Below are 19,372 nucleotides of genomic sequence, written 5' to 3'. Positions count from 1 at the left end.
TGCTCAGCCTTCCGCCAATTCCTCGGCCGACTCGTGCCCAGCCGTGCCGGTCTGACGCAGGAAGTCGGCGATCACCTCGAGTTCGGCCTCGGAGTAGCGATCGCACAGTTCGTCCATCCTGTTGTTCATGCCCGAGAACACCTGAAACAACTCGGAATTGCGTTCACGCACCGCCCGCAGGGTGACCGCACGGCGGTCCGCCGATTCGGGATCGCGCTCGCGCACGATCCAGCCGCCCTTCTGCAGCCGATCGAGGATTCCCGTGAGCGTCGCCGGGTGCAGCCCGGCACGGCGCGCCAACGCGGTAGGGGTCAGCGGCCCGTGCCGATTGATGAGGTCGAGGCAGGTCCAATCGACATCTCTGAGTTCGACACGGCCGCCGAACCTGCGGTTGAGCAGCGACAGCTGAATGTTCAAGTCGCGCAATGCCTCCTTGACGGCAACGGTCAACTGCCGCCGGCTCCGAGCCCCGGCCCTATCTGCTACCGAACTCATACAGCACTACTTTCCCATCAGTTTGTATGGATTCCATATGGTATCGCAGCTCGCTCGGCGTGACTGGAAGGCGTGGCCGACGTTCCTCCACCGGAACCTCGACCAGGCGGACGGTCGACGACCTTCGGCCTCGCGTCAGTGCGACAGTGTCTGCCGCCCGTGCGTTCGCCACCCACGCGGCCATCGCGACCTGGGGCTTCTCGCTGTCGGGCGGCCACCTGTTCCCTCTCGTGGCGCGGAACCCGCAACTCGGCACGGTGATCGATGCCCTCGGCGGCCCCGTCGGGCGCCAACGACTTCTCGTGCCGCTTGCGGGCGAGCCCGGCACCGTCGCGATGGTCACCACACCGGACGGCCGCGACGGCAACCGAGCACTCAACCCGGCCAACAGGTACCCGGACTGGCCGCAGTGTCATCGCCGCCCGAACCGGGCTCCGCATGAGCCTGTACCGACCCGGCCGCCACGCCTCTCGGATAGCGAGCCCGCTCCTCGTTGTCGTGTGCAACCAGGATCAGACCGCTCCTCCCGAACCCGCGGTAAAGGCTGCGAAGCGGGCGCCTCGCGCGGAGGTGGTCCGTCCGAGGCGAAGACCGCCCCAGCCAGCAGCGTCACTTCGTACCCGAGCGCCGTCAGCAGCGCCGCGCGAACACCCCTTCAGCTCGTAACAGATGCCACCGCGAGGCGCCGAACGATCTTGTCCACCACGCCTTTTCGTCGAGAGATTGAGCTACGTGGTCGCTAGCAAGCTAGCGCACAGCGTGCAGGCAGACGCCCGCAATGAGGGCGGCGCCAAGGCATCCGCCAGCAAGGCCAGGCGCTGCGTGGGCGGGTTGCCGGGACCGACCTCCGATGAACCTGTCGGCGCCGCGTCGTCCATACATCCGACGCATCCGCTCAACTCCGCAACTGCCCGCGTTCGCCCACCACCCGGGCACTGATCCGCAGCACATCCGACGACCACATCGAGCAACGCACTCGACCGGTGTGCCCGGCCGGGAACCGCAGCTCAGCCGTCATGGCCCGGTCGACCCGCGGATCGTGCAATTTCGCCCGCGCCGAAACGACCTCCGGATTTTCGCCACCCAACACACGGGCCATGTGGACCGCGTAGCAACCTGCGTCCATTGTCGCGCCGCCGGCTAGCGAGTAGTCGTATCGGATGTCGGAGAAAATCGGTAGCGGGAAACACACCGAAGTCTCCACGCGTATCAGCTTCCCCAATTCACCCGAGGATATGATCTGCTCGGCCATCATGGTCATCGAATGGTAGCGGTAATGGAAAGCCTCCATCACCACACGGTCCGAATCTTTCGCAAGTTCAGCAATCTCGCGAGCCTCGTCGGCGTTGGCGGTGAACGGCATTTCGCACAGCACATTTTTTCAGCCGCAAGGGCCGCCCGTGTCCACCGGCCGGTAAACCGTTCGGCAATGGATTGTAGACGGCGTCGACATCCGGAGCGGCGATCAGCGCGTCGTAACTCTGGTACGCCGTCGCGATCCCGTGCTTGCGCGCAAAAGTATTCGCGCGCACTGCATCGCGTGCGGCCACGACATCGGGATTCTTCGCGGCAGGTTTGACAAGAGCTGATGGTGCGATGCGTGCAGCACCCAGGATGCCGATCCGCAGCGGTACTTTTACGGCTTCGGTCACGGCAAGGACATTAACACCGACGGCCTTATCCGGAGCGGTATCGGTCCGCGGAGAGACCGGATCGAACTCGCCAACGGGGCTTGAGGCTTGCCGAGCGGAACGCGTGGTTTGATCGTCGCGGCCGGCAATTTCTTCCGCTCCACCCAGGAACCATTCCAGCAGCAACCGATGCAATCGGTTGATCGTCTCGACCTGAAGGGAGCAAGTCGCAATGCCGCATGTCATCCCTGTCGTCGCAGCAGCCGTCTGTGTGCTGTGCTTCGGTGTCAGTCCTGCTAATGCCGCGGCCGCGGACTCCGATGACACCGTCGCACAGCCGATGCCGTCGGGCTCCGTCGAGACGGAGACCTCCGGGTCCTCGCTCTCACTCCTCCGTCTTGGCACCAAGGCTTTGGCGATGATCGTCGTGCCGCCGCACCATTTCCGGACATTCGACAACATCGTCACGCGCGAGAGCAGTTGGGATGTGTTCGCCATCAACCCGAGCAGTGGCGCTTACGGCATCGGCCAGGCCCTGCCGCCCGAGAAGATGGCCAGCCACGGAGCCGACTGGCGATTCAACCCGCTGACTCAGATTCGCTGGACCTACGACTACATGAACGAGCGCTACGGCAGCCCCGACAACGCTTGGGAGTTCTGGCAAGAACATCACTGGTACTGATCGTCGCAATCGAAGCTTCAGCGTGTACCCGCCGAATCATTTCCCCCTTCAAACATATACCGCCTAGGCACCCTTGCGGCAAGCCCATGGCAAGGGTCGATAATCGCAGGTCTGAGCCGTAGCGGCACAAGGAAATGGTCTCACACAGCACAACATTCAGGCCGACCGAGCCTGAAAACCGGCACCGAGAAGACGCGGACAAATGACTGAGGAAAAGGCGTTCGACGTCGGCCCGTCGGGGGGATCGAGGTGGCCTACGAATGCTTCGGCGACGCCGAAATGCCGCCTGTGGTGCTGATCATGGGCGGCGGCGCAGATGACCAGCTGGCCGGAGCAGTTCTGCACCGGTCCGGGGTCGGGGCGCCAGTCCTGGCGGTGGACCAGCCCCGGCTCGACGAGGGTGAGGCCGTCGAAGAGCGCCAGGATCTCGGCGCTCGTGCGGAGGCGGTCGCCGCGGGTAGTGACGTCGCGAGTGACGCTGAGGAAGTGGGCGATGAGTTCGTCCGGACCTTCGTCGGTCAGGTGTGACAGTGCCAGCTAGCTGCCTGATCGATGCAGGCGTCGAGCAGATCGGTGACCGCGCGGTGCAGAAACGCCCGGTTGGCCCGGGCTCAGCGCGATCTCCGGCACTCTAGTCGCGGCCGTCCGCCAGCGCGAAAAGCGTGACACCGCAACATCGTTGCGATACGCAAAGGCCCGGGCCTGGTGGACCGGGCCTTCGTGGTACCGGACGGAAACATACCTGCAGGCCGCGCTGCCACAGTCGGCGCAATTCACTACGGCGTCGAATCGCACAGGCGTGCGGCACTGGAGGCAGAGGCGTCAGCGATCGAGGCATAGGACTCGTGGGCAACGCCGCCGATGTGCCGAGTGATGCCGACGTTCTCGGTGAATCCCGTCGTCCGGGTCGATCGGTTCCGCCCGCGCCACATCCAATCCAGCGCCTGCGAGATGGTTGTCGCGCAGCGCCGCGAGCAACGCGGAACCATCGACAACCGGCCCGCGAACCACATTCACCACATACCCGCCCCGCGGCATCGCTGCGAGCTCTGCCTTCCCGATCATGCCGCGGGTGGCTTCGGTCAGCGGGCAGCACACGATCAGGTAATTATCGGGCAGCGTTCAGCGGACGCCGAGCAGATGGTCCATGGCCAACTGGTCGAGGCGTTCGAACGCCATGCCCCGCGCGGCGGCCGCCTCGACGTCGAACTCCTCGAAGGCCGACCGGTCGGCGAGCAGATCGGCCGGTTTCTCACCCGCGTTCAATGTCGCCTCGGTCAGTCGGTCGAGACGCGAGATTCGCAGCGCCTCCTGCACTTCCGGATCCGCACGGAACGCGGCCGCGCGGGATTTGAGGATGAGGTAATTGCGCATGCAGCCCAACGCGGCGGCCCACACACCGTCGAAGTCCTCGGTGCGCGGGGGTTTGAAGTCGAAGTGACGCGGGCCGGTGTACCCCGCGGACTCGAGCAAATCGACCAGCCAGAAGGCCTGGCGCACATCGCCGGCGCCGAACCGCAGGTCCTGGTCGTACTTGATACCGGACTGACCGTTGAGGTCGATGTGGAACAGCTTGCCGGCCCACAGCGCCTGGGCGACACCGTGCGTGAAGTTCAATCCCGCCATCTGCTCGTGGCCCACCTCCGGGTTGACACCGAAAAGCTCGGAGTGTTGGAGCCTTTCGATGAAGGCGAGCGCGTGACCGACGGTCGGCAGCAGGATGTCGCCGCGCGGTTCGTTGGGTTTGGGTTCGATGGCGAACTTCAGGTCGTATCCCTGGGACAGGACATAGTCGGCGAGAAAGTCGAATGCCTCCTTCAGCCGGTCCAGCGCTGCCCGGATATCTTTGGCCGCTCCGGATTCCGTGCCCTCACGACCGCCCCATGCGACGTAGATCTGCGCGCCCAGCGCTACAGCCAGATCTATGTTGCGCATTGTTTTGCGGATCGCGAAGCGGCGGATGTCGCGGTCGTTGGCGGTGAACGCGCCATCCTTGAATACCGGATGGGTGAACAGATTCGTGGTGGCCATCGGCACCCGCATGCCGGTGGCGTCCAGAGCGGCCCGGAAACGTCCGACGCGGTGTTCGCGTTCGGCGTCGTCGGCGCCGAAGGGAATCAGATCGTCGTCGTGAAACGTGACACCGTAGGCGCCGAGTTCGGCTAGCCGATGCACGGACTCGACCGGGTCCAGCGCGGGGCGGGTGGCGTCGCCGAACGGGTCGCGACCCTGCCAGCCGACGGTCCACAGGCCGAAGGTGAAGTGGTCGTCCGGGACGGGGGTGAAATCGTTGTCGCTCACTGTGGTTCCTCGCTCGGTAGATGGGTGTGAGTCCGGCCTTCGCCGCGCTCACCGAGGTGATGATCCTCGCCGTCCATGGTGGCGCGGTCCTGGCCCGCACGCGCCACTAATCGATCACCTCACCGAGGGCGCCAATCCGATTCGGGCCCCGTCGACCTGATTGACGGCGGTGCCGCGCAACTGCTCGAACAACTCGACACACTGGGCCACACCGGTCGCCCCCGGCGGATGACCCTTGGCCTTCAGCCCGCCACTCGGGTTCACCGGCAGCGCTCCGCCGACACTGGTGACACCCGCCTCGAGCAGCTCGTAGCCCTCGAAGCGATCGGCGAAGCCGAGGTGCTCGATGCCGGTGAAGAAATCGTGGACCTCGGCGACGTCCACATCCGACGGCGTCAGACCGGCCATGGCGAAGGCTTGTTTGGCGGCCCGGACAGTTGCCGGGAAGGTCGTCATGTCCCGCTTGTGCTGGTGCATCACCGAATCCAGGCCTTGTCGGCGACCGGCCAGGGCCGCTACGACTCGATTCGGTCCAGGAGCCAGCGAGGACCGACGGTGCCGGCCCCGAGCGCCTCCACTCGGTCGCGGAGTCCGCGATCAGACGTCACGACGGTGATCGACCGGTGACTGTCCTCCTCGGCGGCCACTGCCACCACGTCAACGATCGCGTCATCTCCCGAACCGTCCGCCAGCACCACGCGCAGGCCGTCGAATTCCGAATTCGTCGCACCGGCGACCGCGGCCTTCGCCGCGCCCTCGAGCACCACAACCACCTCGGCCGGCTGCTCCAGACTCTCTCTCGATCTGGACAGCTTCGCGAGCAATCGTCGGGTCGCACCAGCACGATCGCGCCACCAACCATCAGGCCTCGAGCCGACGACATTAGCGGCATCCACCACAATCAGCTGAACCCTGTCATCCGTCACCCCCTCAGTCTTCCTCTTCCACCCCACCCATCCCCGCATCTCTCCCAACGCGGCGAGGATGGCTCTACGACCCCTGGTCGACGGCGCGGGCTCGCGTACTCCGTGCTCATGAACACCGCTGGCCGCCACGCGATTCAAACGGGACCACAGCCCGGCCGTCGCGGGACGGTCAACGAGTCGGAGGCACTGCGGCAGAACCTGGAGAACACCAGAGAAGAACTCGGGCAGACTGTTTCGGAGCTGACCGACAAACTGGACGTGCCGGCGCGAACCAAGGAGAAGGTGCACGAAACCGGCGAGGCGGTCCAGCAGAAGGCGGCCGAGGCGAAGCAGAAAGCCACGACGAGCGCCGAGCAACTGAAGGCGGTGGCCGAGGAGAAGGCCGAGCGGTTGAAGGCGAAGGCTGGAGATACGGCTGGTCGGGTGAAGGTGAAAACCGACGATTCGGCCGATCAGACCAAGGCGCGGGCCAGGCAGTTGGCCGACAAGGCCGAGGCGGCAGCGCCCGAACCGGTCGTACGGCAGAGCAAACGTGCGACGGAGTTGGTTCGCGATAACCCAGTGTCTGTCGCCGCTGCCGCCGTCGTCGCGGCCTTGGTGGTCTGGCGCGTCCTTCGGCGACGGTCGTGAAGGCGCTGTACCGGCCGCTCGGATTGATCATCGGTGTCCTCGGCGAGCTCGCGGCCAACGCAGTTTTCACCCGGGTATGGACCTCGCTAGGACGAAGCGCCGAGCGCGACCGCGAAGGACTACAGCTGGCGCGAGGTCCTGCTGGCCGCGGCACTGCAGGGAGCCGTTTTCGGCCTGGTCAACGCCGCCGTCGACCGAGCGGGCGCGGCCGGGTACGAATCACTGACGGGAACCTGGCCCAGCGAATGACCGCAGCGTCCGCAGTGGCGCGGCTTGCTACAACATCGGCCGGAGTTCGAGCAGTGGACTGTCGGCACTCCCCGGCACGGCGGCTTGACCATCTGGTTGGGGTGACATTCGCACGGCCACGTCGATCATGGCCGAATGGGGCCTTTGAGCGGATGGGCCTGGAAGAAGTCCCAGATGATCTGGTTGGCGCTGATTGATGTGGTGGTGCTGCCGACCAGTAGCTCGGGAGAAACCGCGGACGGATTGCCCGGCCAAGTGTGGCCGCCGCCGATGATCGAGTAGAGCTCGACAGCGCTGTCGGCGGGGCACGGGTACCTCAGCAGGGTCACGTCGGCAGCGATCTGTTGCTGTGCCGGTTCGGGTCCGCATCCGTTGCGTTGCGCCCACGCGGCGGCTCGAGCCGGGATGCTCTGCGGTCCCGGCCCGTCGATCCCGGACGGCCCGGTCGCGAGTTCCTGACCGGCGGCCGAGCCCGAGCCGTTCGGCTTCGGCAGGAATTGAGCGTTCGGGCCCTGGCCACCGGTGTAGGCGACGATTGGGTCCGCAGTGCCGTGGAACGCGACGACGGGCACGGGTCGCGTCGGATGACACCACGAGAAGTCCTGCAGACCGGCCACCGGCGCCACGGCCGCGATCCGGTCCGAGAGTTGACATGCGAGTGATGAGGTGGTGAAGCCCCCCATCGAAAGGCCGATGACGTAGACGCGCCGTTCGTCGATGCACAGCGATGATTCGACATCCGAGATCAGCTCCGACAGGTGCGCGACGTCACCGCTGCCCTCACCGAAATCCCATCTCGGCCAACCTGGTTCGTCGAGCTGCGGGGTGATCGTCACAAACCCGTGACTGGTGCCGAGCTGGCTGATGCCGGTTCCGGAATGCTCGAGTGCGGCCGGCTCGAGATAGCCGTGCAGGTCGAACACGACCGGCAGCGGACCTGGTGCTGCGGCGGGAACATCCTGGATGTAGGTGCTGGACTTGCCGACCGATGAGAACTTCAGCGTCGATTCACCCGGCGCAACCGCCAGCGCACGGCAACCCGCCGATGCGACCGGATCGGTCGAGTGTGCTGCCGGTTCGTCTGCTCGCGCGGCATCGTTACCCGCCGTGAGAGCCGCGGCAACGGCAACGGCCGCCATGGCGGTACACGCGACACGCCGTAGCCCGCTTCTCAACAGCCGATCCTCGGCAGCACGGATAACCGGCCGAGCCGTTTCCGGCGATGCGGAAACCGAATTCTTGAACATGAGAGGTATATACATGCCCGGGTCGGGCATAGGCACCGCATTGGCGAACCTCCCGGCGCACGCTTGATCTGCCCGGGGTGATGAGGCCGGATTCGTCGGCGAGGACGACCGCTTGGACGCGGTCGCGCAGGTCGAGTTCTGCCAGGACGCGGCCGACGTGGATCTTGACGGCTCCCTCGGAGACGTGCAGGTCGGTGGCGGTCTCACGGTTGGAGCGACCGGCGACGAGCTGTGCGAAGACGGCTCGTTCGGTCGGTAAGTTCGTCGAGCAGTGCGTCACGGCGCCGTTGCCGGTCCGGATCGCGCAGTAGCGATTTACTCGCCGCGATTGCCAGCGACGCATTGACGGTGGACGATGCCGAGCGTCGACGGGTTCAGGCGTAGTCGAGTCCACAGTTCTCGACCGGTGCATATGCCGAAAGACTGTCAGCGGCCGGGGCGTGTCAGGTTGCTGGACGCACGACGCTCGCGCCGAGGAAGCGGCAGACCTGCAGTGCCAACGCGATGTCGAGTTTGTCGCGATGGTTGCCGCCGCCGCTACGAGTGGCGTTGAGGGCCTTGTTGATTCGGTATTTAACCGTGTTGCGATGCAACGTGAGTTGCTGGGCGGTGTGGACGTGGCTTTCGCCGGTGGCGTAGTAGGTGCTCAGCGTTTCCCGCAGGACGGCGGCCTGCTCGGTGTTCTGGGCGAGTTCGCCGAGGACCTCGTGAACCCAGGCGCGGGTGGAATCGAGGTCTTTGGCGAGCAGCGAGACCACCGCTACTCCTGGATCACCGAAGCCGACAATCGGGCGTGCTGACGGAGAGCCGGGGACGGTCGCCACAAAATACGCCGCTGCCGCCTGCTGGTGCGAGCGGCGGAACCCGTTGAGGCCGTTGCCGGGTAGCCCGACGGCGATGCGCACCCCGGCATCGAGTTCGACCTTGTCGAGATCGGCGGTGTCGAGGCCGGTTCGGCGTCGGCCGAAGGGGAGCCAGGCCCAGGCGGTGCGCCGGTCGATGGCGGTGATGATGGGCGCGGTGTCGGTTGTCAACGCGCGCGCGATGCTCCGCGCGTGATTATCGAGGACGGTAAGCGTGCTCGGGTGGTCGGCGCCGGTGTGCCACAGGATCAACGCCAGGTGCGTTTGATCGAGACGGTATCGCGTCTCGCTCTCGAAGGCGGTGGTGTCGGGGGTATCCGAGGCGAGCAGCGCGTGGATAGTGGACGAGTGCACGCTGCCGCGAGCGTTCATCCATCGCCCACGCTCGGCTTCGTAGGCGTCGAAGACGTAGAGGGTGATCCAGTCGATGTAGCTGTAGATGACATCGGAGAGGTGCTTGATCACCGAAAGAGCCAGTGGCGCAGGTAATTCGCGCCGGTGTAGTTCCTCGTAGCAGATCCGCATCATGTCGTTCTGGCCCATGTGATAGGCGCGGACCAGCGAATTCGACGGCACCTCGCGCTGTGCCAGCCGCAGCGCGTATTCGACTGCGGCCGTGGTGGGTTGGAGGTGATCGACCGGGATGTCGTTGGCGAGGACGTGCAGAATGGTGGCGATGTTGCCGTGCACGCTGGCCTCGAGCATGCCGACCAACTGCGGGTCGTCGTCGAGATGATCGATCTCACGGGCGAGCAGGGCGCTCATGCTGCGCGTGATGTCGGCTTCGCGGGCGCGCAGCGAGTGGGCGATATCGGCCACCACCGCGACGACTTTGCCGTCGGCCATCGCCGGAACTCTGGACAGACGCCGTGGATCGGACGCGCCTGCGGGTGCGGACATCAGGTCTCCTTCCCTTGGCGGCGCAGGTACCGCAACGCGGATTCGGCCGCGTTGTAGCCGCACATTCCGTGTGCCCCCGCACCCGGTGGTGTTGAGGATGAGCATAGGTACACTCCGGGGACCCCTATGCGGTACGGATCCAGGCCAAGGCGCGGTCGCGCCACGATTTGCAGACCGGCGTTGGCACCCCCGATGATGTCGCCACCGGCGTTGTTCGCGTTCGCCGCGGCCAACTCTGCCGGTCCCGTGGCGACCGAGGCGACGATCCGATCGCGGAATCCGGGTGCGAACCGTTCGATCTGCCCGATCACCGCCTCGGCGGCATCGCCGGAATAGCCGTGCGGCACATGCGCATACGCGTAGATCGGGTTGATACCCGCGGCCGAGCGGCTGGGGTCGGCGACATACTGCTGTCCGACCAGTACGAACGGTCGCTCCGGCATCCGCCCGAGCGTGACTTCCCGTTCCGCGGCGGCGATTTCGGCGAAGGACCCGCCGAGATGCAGGGTTCCGGCCCGACCGCAGGCGGGGTTGGTCCAGGGCACGTGACCGTCGACGGCGAAGTCGACCTTGAATGCGGCGGGGCCGTGCCGAAAGTTGTCGAACGCCCGCGTGATTCGTCCGGGCACCCGGTCACCGTAGATGTCGAGGGCAGCACGCGGCGACACGTCCAGCAGGACGATGTCGGCGGGCGGAATGTCGGCGGCCGTGCGGATCGGGACACCGGTGTCTATCTTTCCGCCGCAGTCGCGCAGCATCGTTTCCAGTACGTCGGCGATGGCTTGGGATCCGCCTGCGGCGACCGGCCACCCGTACCGGTGCCCGGCCGCGGCGATCATCAACCCGACCGCCGAGGTGGCGGGTCGATCCAGCCGGGTGTAGGCGTGCGCCGCGATGCCGCCGAACAACGCGCGGCCGCGGCCGGTACGAAACAGCTTGGCTGCGATGGTCGCCGGCGCCAGCGCCTTCGGCCCGAAGGCGGCAAGCCGTAGCGGGTGTTTCGGCACGTTCACGATCGGCCGCATGAGGTCGGCCGCCAGCAGTTCGTAGCTATCGACCAACCCGGCGAACAGCGCTCGCCACCGCGCTCCGTCCACACCGAGACCTGCGGCTGTCGAGTCGAGTGACCGGTAGAGCAGACCGGCCTCGCCGCCGTCGATCGGGTGGGCGCAGTCGATCTCCGGCCACCGCCACACCAGTCCGAACCGCTCCAGCTCCAGTTCGGCGAAGAACGGTGAGCCCACGCCCATCGGATGGATGGCGGCGCAGTGGTCGTGGACTACGCCCGGCACCGTCAGATTGTTGGTCGAGCGCAGGCCGCCGCCGATCCGGTCCGCGGCCTCCAGCAGTTGCACGTCGAGTCCGTTGCGAGCGAGGTGGATCGCGGCAGCGAGCCCGTTGGGCCCGCTGCCGACGACAACTGCTGTGGTCACGGCCGCGCCTCGGTCGTGGGCAGGGTCTCGCGCATCTTCGGCTCCGTAACGTGGCCGGGGTCGGTGATCGCCCGACGTGGGTCGATATCCAGTGTCCACTCCACATCGAACGGGATGGGGCCGTTCGGCAGCCACGGTTGCTCGGCGACCGCATCGGCGACGTTGTAGGTGCCGATCTCGATCACCCCGAGCGCCGCGTCGATCACTTTGTAGCGCTGGGTCCGGCGGTGGATGGGTTGGGACTCGATCCACGCCACCAGGAACTCTCCGGGAGCGAAGTTGCAGCGCTTCTGGATCGCCGCGATGAGGCGTTCGTCGTGCAGATGGCCGTCGCCGAAGTTGAACGCCACGATCGAGTTGCAAGCGAATTCGGCCTCCCGCAGGTCGTAGCGCTCGATGTCCTCGCCGAGGTGATTGATCATCAGCGAGAACAAGGCGCGGCCCTGGGAGTGCATCGACCGCCAGCCCAACAGCTGGTGCATGATCACGTCGGCGACCTCGGGTGGGTAGGTCGCGCACAGTTGGGTGCGGGTGTTCGTCGCCGGTCGCCGGATAAACCGGTCCAGCTTCTCCTCGGTACCGGGAGCGAAAGCCCACGTGGCCGAAGCCCAGTTACCGGCGTACTGCCGCATCGACGGCAGGAACGACACCAGGTCCGGGCGCAGGTTGCCCAGTATCGGGAAGAACACCAGCGCCGCCACGATGGCCGGCGTCAGCCACGGCGAGGACATATCGAGCACGCTGTAGCCGCTCTGATTCGGGAATCCGGCGAACAGGAATACCGCCGCGTATGCGAAGAGCAGATTCCACTCCAGCGGCACCGCGAGCGGGAAGGTCGACAGGATGAACAGGTGGAACGCCACCATCGAGGCGATTCCCAGCGCTGTGATGATCGGATTGGTGGAAAACAGCAACACCAGCGGGATCATCACCTCGACCAGAGTGCCCAGCACGTGTGCCACCCCACCTGCGACCACCGACGGGCGCAAATCCTCGGGGTAGTCGCGGTACAGCAGCCGCTTCACGGTTCTCGACGTTATCCATGGGGTATTGCTGATCATCGGTGGTACCACCATCGAAAAATGGTGACCGATCTTGGAGATACCTGCGCCGATCCACACGGTCACGATCAGCAGCTTGAGCGCGACGATCATGTCCACGAACGGCAGGAACCCGAAGAACACCATCGCCGGCAGATACTGTTCGCTGCGCGCGGCGATGAACACCACCTTGTCGCGCAATCCGATGACCACCAGCAGAGCGATCAGCGGAAACATCAGCGCCGGCCGCACGATTCCGCTGTTATCGGCTCCTAATGCGGTGTCGACCGATGTGGTATGCACACCCGGCAGTGCGACCGCGATCGCGAGGTTCACCAGAATTGCCGCGTAGACAACGACATCGAACAGCTGTCGGGTATCTCCGGCGGTGCCGGGGACCCGGTCCGGCCACGGTGGGAGCCGAATAGTCCCGGGCCGCAACCAGTACCGAATGCCACCGGTCATCGGCTTGAAATGTCCCGCAAGGGGACCCCACGACCCGGCCAGCCCGATCATCTCGAGTAGTACCGTCCACAGGACGAGCTTCTGGTAGATGATCGGCTCGTGCCACCACTCGCCGACCGCGAGCGGGCCGAATCCTGATGTCAGCGTCGAGATCGATACGCCTGCACCGATATAGAGGACCAGCAGTTTGAGAATGTAGACGGTGTGCACCATTTTCGGAGTGCCGAACCCGTAGTCGGCCCAATGAGTCGACATGGCTCGCAACCGGTCCCGAAATGGCCGCTGCAGAAAAGTGGCCGGGTCGACCGCGGGGAAATCCCCTTCTTTGAAGCCCATGATGTCCTCCTCGACGCTCACGCGGGCATGACTGATAGACCTCGAAATGCGTTCCGAGGCAACGGATACGGTTGTTCGGTCCGCGAAACCTACGTCGCGGAAGCCACTTCCGGGCGGCCGATCCGGCGCAGGCCCGGTTTGTCGATCTTGCCGACGGGGTTACGCGGAAGATCGTCCATGAGATGGATCGCCACGGGCAGCTTGGCTTTCGTTACCTGGGTGCGCAGGTACGCAAGCAACTCGACCGCGGTCACGGTGACGTCGGGATAGGTCAATACATAGGCGACCGGGACCTCGCCTTGCATTTCGTCGGGGATGCCGATCACCGCGGCTTCCAACACCGCCGGATCACCGGCGAGCGCGTTCTCGATTTCCTTCGGATAGATGTTCTCGCCGCCGCGGATGATCATATCCTTGATGCGGTCGACCAGCGTCAGATAGCCGTCGCGGTCGAGAAATCCGATATCTCCGGTGCGTAGCCAACCGTCGACAACGGTCCGAACGTTTTCGTCCGGTCGATTCAGGTAGCCGCGCATGACATTCGGACCTTTGATCGCCACCTCTCCGAGAGATCCTGCGGGCAGGAATTCGCCGTTGTCATCGAGAATCGCTACGGTCTGTCCCGGCAGTGCGGGGCCGACCGTGCCGGGCTTGCGGACACCCGCGACGGGATTGCACGCCGACGCGCAGGTGCCCTCGGTGAGTCCGTAGCCTTCGACGACCGCCCAACCGAACCGATCCTCGACCCGGCCCAGCAACTCTTTCGAGATCGGCGCCGCCCCGCAGACCGCGAACCGCACCGACGACGTGTCGGTGACGACCTCGTCGGGCTGCGCGGCCAGCACCGCGTAGATGGTCGGCACCGCCGAGAAGTAGGTGGGCCGCAACCGCGCGACGTCACCGAAGAACCGGCTGGCAGAGAAGCGCCCGGTGATACTGAGCTGGCCACCGGCGAGAACCGGCGCGAGGAAGCTCACGCAGATGGCGTTGACGTGGAACAGCGGCAGGATCAGCATGCAATGATCCGCACTCGTCAACGAGAAGTGCTCGACCATCGCCGAGGCCATGTACTGCAGGTTCCCGTGCGTCAGCTCGACACCCTTCGGACGGCCGGTGGAGCCGGAGGTGTAGATCAGCAGAGCGACATCCTCCCGACGCGGATCCGCGGGTGGCGTCCAGTCGACAGGTTCGGCGTGCATTGTCGCCGACGCCGCGATGGCTGGTCGGCCCGCCGACGGCGCGAGCGGGCCCTCGTTGACTACGAGCACCGCGTTCGCGTCATCGATCTGGTAGGACGCCTCCTGTTCGGTGAACGCCGGATTGACCAGAGTCGCAACTGCACTCACGCGCCACGCGGCCATCATCGCAACCAGCAGCTCGACCCGATTCGGCAGCATGATCGCTACGACATCGCCGACGCCGACCCCTGCCGCAGCCAACCTGGCCGCGAACGCGTCCACCCGGTAAGCGAATTCGGCGTACGTCAACTCGATGACCTCGTCGCAAAGGCACACCGCCTCCCCCAGCTCGGCACCTCGCCGCCACGCCAAGTACCTGATCGCTCCATCCATGACCCGAATCACCTTTTCTGTCGTGTGTGACACGACACTAATAGCGGGCTATGGGGCTGGAAACGGCCTGGCAGGACACACTTCCCGATGCGCATTGTGCATCGCGCACAAGCCACAAGCCACAAGCCACAAGCCACAAGCCGACGGTTCGGACGGACCCGGCGGCATCGGCAACCCTCTCAGCGCCACCTTTCGAACGACAGTCCACATCTTGACAACGAGTGTGTTCGCAGTCACTACCGTTTCTCATGAACCTGTAAGACAACCGGACAGTCGGACCGATTCGGCGAGTGAGCGCGATGGAAGCCGTACTGACTCAGCTCCGGCACGCGATCGAACGCGGCGACCACGCCGTCGGCGACAAACTTCCCTCCGAGGCCGACCTCGCCAAGCAGTTCGACGTCAGCCGCTCGGTAATCCAGGAGGCGTCGCGTGGTCTGCAGGCACTCGGGCTGACCGTCTCGCACACCGGCAAGGGCACCTTCGTAACCGCGAGCGGACCCGTCGAGAACCCGATCTTCGGACCGCATTCCGCCCGTGACCTGGTCGAGGTGCGCCGGCACGTGGAGATACCGGTTGCCGGGGACGCCGCGCTGCGGCACAGCACCGACGACCTCGACGAGCTCATGCGGCTCGCCGACCGCATGGATGTCGAAACCGACGACACCGCCTGGGTGGCACTGGATCGCTGTTCACATCACCATTGCGCGAGCCTCGGGCAACCCGGTGTTCGCGAAGGTCATCGAGGAGATCCGGGAAGCGCTGGCGCGCCAATCGACGTTCCTCAACAAGCTCGGTGACCGGCGCAGTCCAATGTCGAGCATCGCCGGATACTCACGGCCATCGCCGCGGGCTCGGAGGCCGCGGCGGACTGGTCTTCGTGGTCCGCTCACTCGGCGAGCTCATCCTGCACCGGCCCTCGTCGGGCGCGTTCGTCTCCTACGCATGTGAGTTCATCGGCGAAAAGGGCGCCTACGTCGCGGGCTGGATGCATTTTCTGAACTGGTCGACGACCGGCATCGCCGACATCACCGCGATCGCGGTGTACGCCCACAGGTTCCTGGAAGTTCAGATTTGGCGACGCCCGCTGTACCTCACACGGCGATGCCGACGACGTGGCCGATCAAGTAAGTGGTTGCCATGGCCAGCGCACCGCCGAGGACCACTCGGGCGGTGGCCGGGGCCGTCGCCGCTCCACCCAACCGGGCCCCGACTGCTCCGGTCGCGGCCAGCGCGACGAGTACCGCCGCGACCGTCACCGGGACCCGAAGAGGCTGGGAGACAACGAGAATCGCTAGCAGGGGCAACAGGGCGCCCACGGTGAACGACACCGCGGACGAAAACGCGGCATGCCACGGATTGGTCAGATCGTCGGGATCGATACCCAATTCGGCTTCGGCGTGGGCGGTGAAGGCGTCACGAGCGGTCAGTTCCTCCGCGACCGCGAGCGCCGTGGCAGGCGACAAACCCTTGGCGCGATAGATGGCGGCGAGTTCGGCGAGTTCCTCCTCGGGCTGCTCGGCCAATTCAGTTCGCTCTTTTTCCAGCAGGGCACGCTCACTGTCACGCTGCGTACTCACCGAGACGTACTCGCCCAATGCCATGGACACCGCACCGGCAGCCAGACCAGCCACGCCCGCGGTCAGAATCGGCCCGCGCTCGGCGGTCGCGGCGGCGACACCGACAACGATGCCGGCGACCGAGACGATCCCATCATTCGCGCCGAGGACACCCGCCCGCAACCAATTGAGTCGGCCGGACAATCCCGTGCCGTGTGGCTCGGACGAATGCGGCGCAACAGCAATCTCCGATTGTTCCCGAGTCGGGTATAAATCCTGGCCCATGCCGGGCACGCTAGCGGTTACCGCCAGCCGCCGCCAGCAATGAAAGCCTCGCCGAAGTGAGGTAAAGCATTGCATACCAAGGGTTCCCATACCTAGGAAAGCAACGATCACCGCCATCGCCGGACAACTGTCACCAATTACCGTCCGCCCCGCCAGCCAAGTCTTTCGGCAAATCCGCAGGAGCCCAGAAACAGCCGTCTCACCGGCTAACGTTGGTGTATGTCGCCTGCCAGCTCGGCCGCACACGTCGTCATCATGGTTCAGGAAAATCACACCACCGACAACTACTTCCGATCAATGCGGGCATTCGGCGCGAATGTCGCGAACGATTGGCCGACCTCGCCGAACACCTCGCGGGGACACCATGTTCCTCGGCATTGGCGCGGGCATAAGCGATCGCGCTCGTCGACAGATCCACGCCGAGCACGTCATAGCCGAGCCCAGCCAGATGAATGGTGTGTTCACCGGCCCCACACCCGACATCGAGCACCGCGCCGCGCACCCAGCCCTGCGCGACCAGATCGACGATCGCCGGCTGTGGCTCACCGATCGCCCATGGCGCGGAACCGTTGTCATAGGCGGAATTCCAGAATTCAGCAGGGCGTGTCATGCCCCCAGTCTTAAACCTCAACTATAGTTCAGGTCAATCATCGATCGCGCCTCTCACGCCCTGACCGGCCGAATCTCGCTGGTACATTGCGCCGATGATGGATGGTGTTACGGCCGTGGAGCTGCGCCCGGCGCGCGCCGAAGATGCGGAGTCCATCGCGGCGATCTGGTATGTCGGCTGGCGCGACGGTCACCTGGGGAACGTTCCCGAGGAACTCGTCGCGGTCCGTCCGCACGAGTCGTTCGGACCGCGTGCCGCGCAACGGATCGACGACACGACAGTGGCGACCGTCGGCGACGAGGTCGCCGGGTTCGTCATGGTCGTCGACGACGAGGTCGAGCAGGTCTATGTTTCCGGTGACCACCGCGGAACCGGTGTGGCGATGACGCTCCTCGCCGCCGCCGAGGAACGGGTGCGTGCCAACGGACACCGCCGAGCATGGCTGGCCGTCGTGCCCGGCAACACCCGCGCCCGCAAGTTCTACGCCCGCAACGGCTGGTCCGACGACGGCCCGTTCTCCCACCTCGCCCCGGGCCCGCACGGCCTCGTCACCGTGCCTGCCCATCGCTACGTGAAGGACGTCGCCCAACTGCCGGACCTGGGTTGACGTCGGGGAGAGATCACCGGCGATGTGCTACGTCATACCACTGGTGCGGAATGGACCAATCCCAGCACTCCGCGGCCTGCGGGTCGGGGGGGTTGTCACGAGCCCACTCGACATAGCACCGCGCCGACCCACCGACACACATTCCGCAGATGATCAGTCCACGAACCAGGTGGCGCCAGAGCGCATGGCCTGAGATGCGTCGCAACATCGCGACCTCCTCGACGGTGACGGCGGATCCGAGCAAAGGCACGGCCTCAGATCAGGGACGATACCGGCGCGAGGGAAGAACGCGACGACTTCTTTTCACCGGGCAGCGGCGCTCGATTCAGACATTGTCGAGCGCCCCGGGGATGGTGCCCGTGCTTGCGCCGCCACAGAGCTTGCTTGGAGTGCACTCCAGGTCGCTACCGTGATCGTATGAGCAAAGTTTGGTTCATCACTGGTGTATCGCGAGGATTCGGCCGTGAATGGGCGCTCGCCGCCCTGGAGCGTGGCGACAGCGTTGCGGGTACGGCGCGCGACCTGAGCACGCTCGACGATCTGGTCAGCAAGTACCCCGACACGTTCCTGCCGATCCAGTTGGATGTCACCGATCGGGCGGGCGACTTCGCCGCCGTAGAGCAGTCGGCCGACCGGTTCGGGCGGCTCGATATCGTCGTCAACAATGCGGGCTACGGACAGTTCGGCATGATCGAGGAATTGACCGAGGACGAGTTCCGCGCGCAGTTCGAGACCAACGTGTTCGGAGCCCTGTGGGTCACCCAGGCGGCGCTGCCTATCCTGCGGGCGCAGGGCAGCGGCCACATCATCCAGGTCTCCAGCATCGGCGGCATCTCCGCCTTCCTGAACCTCGGCGCATACCACGCGTCGAAGTGGGCGCTGGAAGGGTTCTCGCAGTCCCTCTCGCAAGAAGTCTCCCCCTTCGGCATCCACGTGACCCTGATCGAGCCCGGTGGGTTCGGCACCGACTGGGCCGGACCGTCGTCGCGGCACGCCACCCCGAACTCGGCATACACCCCGGCCAGGGAGGCAAGAGCCGCCCAGCGTGCCGCGACACGTAGCGGCGACCCCACCGCCACCCGCGCCGCGATCCTGGCCATAGTCGACGCCGACGAGCCGCCGCTGCGCATCTTCCTCGGCGAGATCCCGCTGGCCATCGCGACCGCGGACTACGAATCCCGCTTGGAGCTGTGGCGTAAATGGCAGCCGATCTCCGCAGCGGCACAGGGTGATTGACACATAGCTCTGGACATGCCGCACCGCGATTAGTTTCCGCATCCGCTCCCGTCAGTATCGGTGACAACCTTCGACCTGGAGAATCGACCATGGACCGTCACCTGGTCCGCACCTGGGTGCGAGCCGAACGACTCGCTCCCGCCGACTTTCTCGACGACCTTGTCCAACCGGGTCACCCTGCGGAACACCCTCACGGGCCTGCTCCGCGCCAGAGGCAACTGGAACCGGATGACCGCCGAGTTGGCGCGTCGGCGCGCCGCACGGTTCACGCCCACCGAGTTGATCGCGCAGTTGCGCGAATCGGCG

At 65.5% G+C, this 19,372-nt stretch carries 18 protein-coding genes and 4 pseudogenes; 7 read left to right on the top strand and 15 right to left on the bottom strand.

Going from position 1 to position 19,372, the window contains the following annotated elements; all coding sequences use genetic code 11:
- Positions 1–3: 3 nt before the first annotated feature.
- Positions 4–495, bottom strand: a complete 492-nt coding sequence (locus ACV7NQ_RS36195) for a MarR family transcriptional regulator (RefSeq protein ID WP_463363665.1) — start codon at positions 493–495, stop codon at positions 4–6.
- A 901-nt stretch (positions 496–1,396) separates the two neighbouring features.
- Positions 1,397–2,147: pseudogene (locus tag ACV7NQ_RS36190) on the bottom strand (Gfo/Idh/MocA family protein); the annotation flags it as partial.
- 211 nt (positions 2,148–2,358) lie between these two features.
- Between ACV7NQ_RS36190 and ACV7NQ_RS36185 the strand changes: the two are divergent.
- Positions 2,359–2,808, top strand: a complete 450-nt coding sequence (locus ACV7NQ_RS36185; RefSeq protein ID WP_463363664.1) for an aggregation-promoting factor C-terminal-like domain-containing protein — start codon at positions 2,359–2,361, stop codon at positions 2,806–2,808.
- A 156-nt stretch (positions 2,809–2,964) separates the two neighbouring features.
- Here the strand turns inward: ACV7NQ_RS36185 and ACV7NQ_RS36180 are convergent, their stop codons facing one another.
- The 5 genes and pseudogenes from ACV7NQ_RS36180 to ACV7NQ_RS36160 all read right to left on the bottom strand — a co-directional run bounded on the left by ACV7NQ_RS36180 (position 2,965) and on the right by ACV7NQ_RS36160 (position 6,074).
- Positions 2,965–3,303, bottom strand: a complete 339-nt coding sequence (locus ACV7NQ_RS36180; protein ID WP_463365954.1) for an SAM-dependent methyltransferase — start codon at positions 3,301–3,303, stop codon at positions 2,965–2,967.
- Positions 3,304–3,630: 327 nt separating this feature from the next.
- On the bottom strand, positions 3,631–3,906 hold the full coding sequence (locus ACV7NQ_RS36175) for an NAD(P)-dependent oxidoreductase (RefSeq protein ID WP_463363663.1): 276 nt from the start codon (positions 3,904–3,906) through the stop codon (positions 3,631–3,633).
- Between the two features lie 24 nt (positions 3,907–3,930).
- Entirely contained in the window at positions 3,931–5,109 is a 1,179-nt protein-coding gene (xylA, locus tag ACV7NQ_RS36170; protein WP_463363662.1) for a xylose isomerase, read from the bottom strand.
- Between the two features lie 114 nt (positions 5,110–5,223).
- Positions 5,224–5,601, bottom strand: a pseudogene (locus ACV7NQ_RS36165) (thiolase C-terminal domain-containing protein); the annotation flags it as partial.
- A 23-nt stretch (positions 5,602–5,624) separates the two neighbouring features.
- Entirely contained in the window at positions 5,625–6,074 is a 450-nt protein-coding gene (locus tag ACV7NQ_RS36160) for a hypothetical protein (RefSeq protein ID WP_463363661.1), read from the bottom strand.
- Between the two features lie 69 nt (positions 6,075–6,143).
- Here ACV7NQ_RS36160 and ACV7NQ_RS36155 point away from each other — a divergent pair, with 69 nt between their 5' ends.
- The gene (locus ACV7NQ_RS36155; protein WP_463363660.1) at positions 6,144–6,665 is read left to right on the top strand and encodes a DUF3618 domain-containing protein; all 522 of its coding nucleotides are present in this window, start codon (positions 6,144–6,146) and stop codon (positions 6,663–6,665) included.
- Positions 6,662–6,914: pseudogene (locus tag ACV7NQ_RS36150) on the top strand (DUF4235 domain-containing protein). The gene ACV7NQ_RS36155 and the pseudogene ACV7NQ_RS36150 overlap by 4 nt, the downstream one beginning before the upstream one ends.
- Before the next feature lie 125 nt (positions 6,915–7,039).
- Here the strand turns inward: ACV7NQ_RS36150 and ACV7NQ_RS36145 are convergent.
- The 6 genes from ACV7NQ_RS36145 to ACV7NQ_RS36120 all read right to left on the bottom strand — a co-directional run bounded on the left by ACV7NQ_RS36145 (position 7,040) and on the right by ACV7NQ_RS36120 (position 14,769).
- Positions 7,040–8,053, bottom strand: coding sequence for a CE1 family esterase (locus ACV7NQ_RS36145; RefSeq protein ID WP_463363659.1), 1,014 nt, complete (start codon positions 8,051–8,053; stop codon positions 7,040–7,042).
- Positions 8,013–8,504 (bottom strand): response regulator transcription factor, encoded by a 492-nt coding sequence (locus ACV7NQ_RS36140; RefSeq protein ID WP_463363658.1) that lies wholly within the window; start codon positions 8,502–8,504, stop codon positions 8,013–8,015. Before ACV7NQ_RS36140 ends, ACV7NQ_RS36145 begins: the two co-directional genes overlap by 41 nt.
- 100 nt (positions 8,505–8,604) lie before the next feature.
- Positions 8,605–9,924 (bottom strand): PucR family transcriptional regulator, encoded by a 1,320-nt coding sequence (locus ACV7NQ_RS36135; protein WP_463363657.1) that lies wholly within the window; start codon positions 9,922–9,924, stop codon positions 8,605–8,607.
- Entirely contained in the window at positions 9,924–11,357 is a 1,434-nt protein-coding gene (locus ACV7NQ_RS36130) for a phytoene desaturase family protein (protein ID WP_463363656.1), read from the bottom strand. The genes ACV7NQ_RS36135 and ACV7NQ_RS36130 overlap by 1 nt, the downstream gene beginning before the upstream one ends.
- Positions 11,354–13,198 carry a DUF3556 domain-containing protein gene (locus tag ACV7NQ_RS36125; protein ID WP_463365953.1) on the bottom strand — a complete coding sequence of 615 codons (1,845 nt, stop codon included), beginning with the start codon at positions 13,196–13,198 and terminating at the stop codon, positions 11,354–11,356. Before ACV7NQ_RS36125 ends, ACV7NQ_RS36130 begins: the two co-directional genes overlap by 4 nt.
- An 89-nt stretch (positions 13,199–13,287) precedes the next feature.
- On the bottom strand, positions 13,288–14,769 hold the full coding sequence (locus ACV7NQ_RS36120; protein ID WP_463363655.1) for a class I adenylate-forming enzyme family protein: 1,482 nt from the start codon (positions 14,767–14,769) through the stop codon (positions 13,288–13,290).
- Positions 14,770–15,068: 299 nt separating this feature from the next.
- On the opposite strand from ACV7NQ_RS36120, the gene ACV7NQ_RS36115 reads away from it, so the two are divergent.
- Positions 15,069–15,569: a FadR/GntR family transcriptional regulator gene (locus tag ACV7NQ_RS36115; RefSeq protein ID WP_463363654.1), complete on the top strand. Its 501-nt coding sequence runs from the start codon at positions 15,069–15,071 to the stop codon at positions 15,567–15,569.
- Between the two features lie 77 nt (positions 15,570–15,646).
- Positions 15,647–15,823 (top strand): annotated as a pseudogene (locus ACV7NQ_RS36110) (amino acid permease); the annotation flags it as partial.
- A gap of 40 nt (positions 15,824–15,863) precedes the next feature.
- Here ACV7NQ_RS36110 and ACV7NQ_RS36105 read toward each other — a convergent pair.
- Both ACV7NQ_RS36105 and ACV7NQ_RS36100 read right to left on the bottom strand, forming a co-directional pair.
- The gene (locus tag ACV7NQ_RS36105) at positions 15,864–16,613 is read right to left on the bottom strand and encodes a VIT1/CCC1 transporter family protein (RefSeq protein WP_463363653.1); all 750 of its coding nucleotides are present in this window, start codon (positions 16,611–16,613) and stop codon (positions 15,864–15,866) included.
- Positions 16,614–16,866: 253 nt separating this feature from the next.
- A complete protein-coding gene (locus ACV7NQ_RS36100) occupies positions 16,867–17,223 on the bottom strand; it encodes a class I SAM-dependent methyltransferase (protein WP_463363652.1) in 357 nt (118 codons plus the stop codon).
- A gap of 115 nt (positions 17,224–17,338) precedes the next feature.
- On the opposite strand from ACV7NQ_RS36100, the gene ACV7NQ_RS36095 reads away from it, so the two are divergent.
- Positions 17,339–17,830 carry an N-acetyltransferase family protein gene (locus ACV7NQ_RS36095; RefSeq protein WP_463363651.1) on the top strand — a complete coding sequence of 164 codons (492 nt, stop codon included), beginning with the start codon at positions 17,339–17,341 and terminating at the stop codon, positions 17,828–17,830.
- Between the two features lie 417 nt (positions 17,831–18,247).
- The gene (locus ACV7NQ_RS36090; RefSeq protein WP_463363650.1) at positions 18,248–19,066 is read left to right on the top strand and encodes an SDR family oxidoreductase; all 819 of its coding nucleotides are present in this window, start codon (positions 18,248–18,250) and stop codon (positions 19,064–19,066) included.
- Positions 19,067–19,372: the final 306 nt, after the last annotated feature.

Source organism: Nocardia sp. Tas62D01 (genome assembly GCF_055232035.1).
Note: the sequence above shows the minus strand (reverse complement) of the source record. Positions and strands in the feature narration are given on the sequence as shown.

Excerpts from the sequence above, each read along its gene's own strand:
- ACV7NQ_RS36135 (WP_463363657.1), bottom strand. The coding sequence starts at position 9,924 with ATGTCCGCACCCGCAGGCGCGTCCGATCCACGGCGTCTGTCCAGAGTT.
- ACV7NQ_RS36100 (WP_463363652.1), bottom strand. The coding sequence starts at position 17,223 with ATGACACGCCCTGCTGAATTCTGGAATTCCGCCTATGACAACGGTTCC.
- ACV7NQ_RS36140 (WP_463363658.1), bottom strand. The coding sequence starts at position 8,504 with ATGCGTCGCTGGCAATCGCGGCGAGTAAATCGCTACTGCGCGATCCGG.
- ACV7NQ_RS36160 (WP_463363661.1), bottom strand. The coding sequence starts at position 6,074 with ATGCGGGGATGGGTGGGGTGGAAGAGGAAGACTGAGGGGGTGACGGAT.
- ACV7NQ_RS36115 (WP_463363654.1), top strand. The coding sequence starts at position 15,069 with ATGGAAGCCGTACTGACTCAGCTCCGGCACGCGATCGAACGCGGCGAC.
- ACV7NQ_RS36090 (WP_463363650.1), top strand. The coding sequence starts at position 18,248 with ATGAGCAAAGTTTGGTTCATCACTGGTGTATCGCGAGGATTCGGCCGT.
- ACV7NQ_RS36145 (WP_463363659.1), bottom strand. The coding sequence starts at position 8,053 with ATGGCGGCCGTTGCCGTTGCCGCGGCTCTCACGGCGGGTAACGATGCC.
- ACV7NQ_RS36105 (WP_463363653.1), bottom strand. The coding sequence starts at position 16,613 with ATGGGCCAGGATTTATACCCGACTCGGGAACAATCGGAGATTGCTGTT.
- ACV7NQ_RS36125 (WP_463365953.1), bottom strand. The coding sequence starts at position 13,198 with ATGGGCTTCAAAGAAGGGGATTTCCCCGCGGTCGACCCGGCCACTTTT.
- ACV7NQ_RS36155 (WP_463363660.1), top strand. The coding sequence starts at position 6,144 with ATGAACACCGCTGGCCGCCACGCGATTCAAACGGGACCACAGCCCGGC.
- ACV7NQ_RS36195 (WP_463363665.1), bottom strand. The coding sequence starts at position 495 with ATGAGTTCGGTAGCAGATAGGGCCGGGGCTCGGAGCCGGCGGCAGTTG.
- ACV7NQ_RS36120 (WP_463363655.1), bottom strand. The coding sequence starts at position 14,769 with ATGGATGGAGCGATCAGGTACTTGGCGTGGCGGCGAGGTGCCGAGCTG.
- ACV7NQ_RS36185 (WP_463363664.1), top strand. The coding sequence starts at position 2,359 with ATGCCGCATGTCATCCCTGTCGTCGCAGCAGCCGTCTGTGTGCTGTGC.